This window comes from Streptomyces sp. NPDC005899 (assembly GCF_040629645.1).
In the GTDB taxonomy this organism is placed as follows: Bacteria; Actinomycetota; Actinomycetes; order Streptomycetales; family Streptomycetaceae; genus Streptomyces.
The window spans coordinates 1-2,739 of the sequence record NZ_JBEXWB010000560.1; the positions used below are offsets into that span (position 1 = coordinate 1).

Sequence of the window (2,739 nt, forward strand, 5' to 3'; positions counted from 1 at the left end):
GCTCGCCGACGGCCCCGAAGCGCTCGCCGCCTTCCGGCTCACCGTCGGCCGCCCGGTGCTGCCGATGCTGGCACACACCGCGCGGTCGGTCGCCGAGGCGATCGACAAGCTGGGACCGTGCGTCGTCGAGGAGAAACTGGACGGCATCCGGGTGCAGGTGCACCGGGACGGGCCCCGGGTGAGCGTCTACACCCGCACCCTCGACGACATCACCGGCCGGCTGCCCGAACTGGCCGCCGCCGCGGCCGGATTCCGGGCCGGGAGCTTCGTCCTGGACGGCGAGGTCCTCGCCCTCGCCGACGACGGCAGACCGCGGCCCTTCCAGGAGACGGCCGCGCGGGTGGGCTCCCGCCGGGACGTGGCCTCCGCCGCCGCCACCGTGCCCCTCAGCCCCGTCTTCTTCGACGTCCTCGCCGTGGACGGACGCGACCTCCTCGACCTCCCCTTCGCCGAGCGGCACGCGGAACTCGCCGCCCTGGTCCCCGAACCCATGCGGGTGCGGCGCGTCGTCGTGCCGGATCCCACCGACCGGGAGGCACGCGAAGCCGCCGGGGCCTTCTTCGAGGAGACCCTGGCCCGGGGGCACGAGGGCGTGGTGGTCAAGGGCGGGTCCGCGTCCTACAGCGCGGGCCGCCGCGGCGCCTCCTGGCTCAAGGTGAAACCCGTGCACACGCTGGACCTCGTGGTGCTCGCCGCCGAATGGGGCCACGGCAGACGCACCGGCAAGCTGTCCAACCTGCACCTGGGGGCGCGGCGGGAGGACGGTACGTTCGTGATGCTCGGCAAGACGTTCAAGGGGCTCACGGACACGATGCTCGCCTGGCAGACCGAACGGCTCCGGGAACTCTCCACCGGTGACGACGGGCACGTGGTGACCGTCCGCCCGGAGCTCGTCGTCGAGATCGCCTACGACGGCCTGCAGCGCTCCACGCGGTACCCGGCTGGGGTCACACTGCGCTTCGCCCGGGTCCTGCGCTACCGCGAGGACAAGGCGCCGCAGGAGGCGGACACGGTCGGCACCGTGCTGGCCCGGCGGACATGACGGCGGCCCCCGCCGACGGCAGGGGCCGGGCCGGCGGCCGGTTCAGCCGCGGCTACCCGCCGACCCGGTGTGCGCGTGGATCTCCTCCGGGGTGAGGTAGGCGTCCGTGTACTCGAAGTCGCGCAGGGTGGCGGCCTTGCGGGCCTGGAAGCCCGTGCGGACGAAGTCGTCCCCGGCGATCGCGTTCAGCATCCAGTTGGTCAGCACCCGGGTCTTGGCCACGTTGGTCCTGAGCGCCGACCAGTGGTATCCGCGCGCCACCGCCTGGGCGGGCAGGCCCTTCAGCTCGATGCCCAGCGGCTTGGACACGGCGTCCCGGCCGCCGAGGTCCACGACGAGACCGAGATCCTTGTGGACGTAGGGGCGCAGCGGGGTGCCGCGCAGGGACGCGATGAGATTGTCGGCGAGCGCGCGGCCCTGGCGCATGGCGTGCTGCGCGGTCGGCGGGCAGATGGCTCCGTCCCCCTTGGCCAGGTCGGGTACCGCCGCCGCGTCACCGAGCGCGAACACGCCGTCGGCCTTGGGCAGCGTCATCTCGGGTGTCACCGCGAGCCGGCCGCGCACCGTCTCGGCGTCCAGCGTGGCGACGAGCGGGCTGGCCGCGACCCCGGCGGTCCAGATCAGGGTGCGGCAGGGAATCACCCGGCCGTCCGTGAACGTCACCTTGTCGGGCCCCGCCTCGGCGACGGAGACCCCCAGCGACACCTCGATGCCGCGCCTGCGGAGGATCTCCAGCGCGCTCAGCCCGAGCTTGTCACCGAGCTCCGGCATGAGCTTGGGCGCGATGTCGATCAGGTGCCACTTGATCAGCTTCGGGTCCAGCCGCGGGTAGTGACGGACGGCGCTGGCCGTCAGCCGCTGCAGGCACGCGGCCGTCTCCGTGCCCGCGTAGCCACCACCGACCACCACGAACTGCAGCCGCGAGGCACGCTCCGCCTCGTCCTGACTGGCGTCGGCCAGATCGAGCTGGGAGATGACGTGGTCGCGGACGTACGCGGCCTCGGCCAGCGTCTTCATGCCCCGGGCGTTGTCGACGAGACCCGGGATGTCGAACGTCCGGGTGACGCTCCCGGCGGCCAGCACCAGGTAGTCGTACGGCTCGTTCACGATCTCGTCCGTGATCTTGCGGATGACGCAGACCTTCGCCTTGGTGTCCACTCCGATGGCCCCGCCCGGCACGATCCGGGTGCGGTGGCGCCTGCTGCGGCGCAACGAGACGGCGACCGACTGGGGGGTCAGCACCCCGGAGGCCACCTGGGGGAGCAGGGGCAGGTAGAGCTGGTACGAGAACGGCGTGACGAGCGTGATCTCCGCCTCGCCGGGAGCGAGGCTGCGCTCCAGCCGGCGCACGCACTCGACTCCGGCGAAGCCGGCGCCGACAACGAGAATCCTGGGTCGTGCCACGGTGTGCGTCCCTTCTCGGGCTTACGCGGTCATCGCTCGCCTGCCCCGGATCGGGGGCCAGTCACTCCTCATCCTCACCTCGTGGCGCGGAGTTCGCCTCTCGTACGGCGGCGATGCCGGACCCCGCACCGGCCCCGGGGCGGACGCCCGCGGGCCGGCGCGGTGCCGCTCACCCGTGCCAGGACCGCCAGAGCGCCGCGTAGGCGCCGCCGGCCGCCACCAGCTCGTCGTGGCTGCCCAGCTCGCTGATCCGGCCGTCCTCCACGACGGCGATCACGTCCGCGTCGTGCGCC

Annotated in this window: 2 protein-coding genes; one reads left to right on the forward strand and one right to left on the reverse strand. The window is 73.2% G+C overall.

The annotated features are described in order from the left end of the window. Positions 1–1,042 (forward strand): ATP-dependent DNA ligase (locus ABZ371_RS31380; protein ID WP_358686068.1); only part of this gene is annotated, 1,042 nt, incomplete at its 5' end. A gap of 42 nt (positions 1,043–1,084) precedes the next feature. Here the strand turns inward: ABZ371_RS31380 and ABZ371_RS31385 are convergent. Then, a complete protein-coding gene (locus ABZ371_RS31385) occupies positions 1,085–2,446 on the reverse strand; it encodes an NAD(P)/FAD-dependent oxidoreductase (RefSeq protein WP_358686070.1) in 1,362 nt (453 codons plus the stop codon). Between the last annotated feature and the right edge of the window lie 293 nt (positions 2,447–2,739).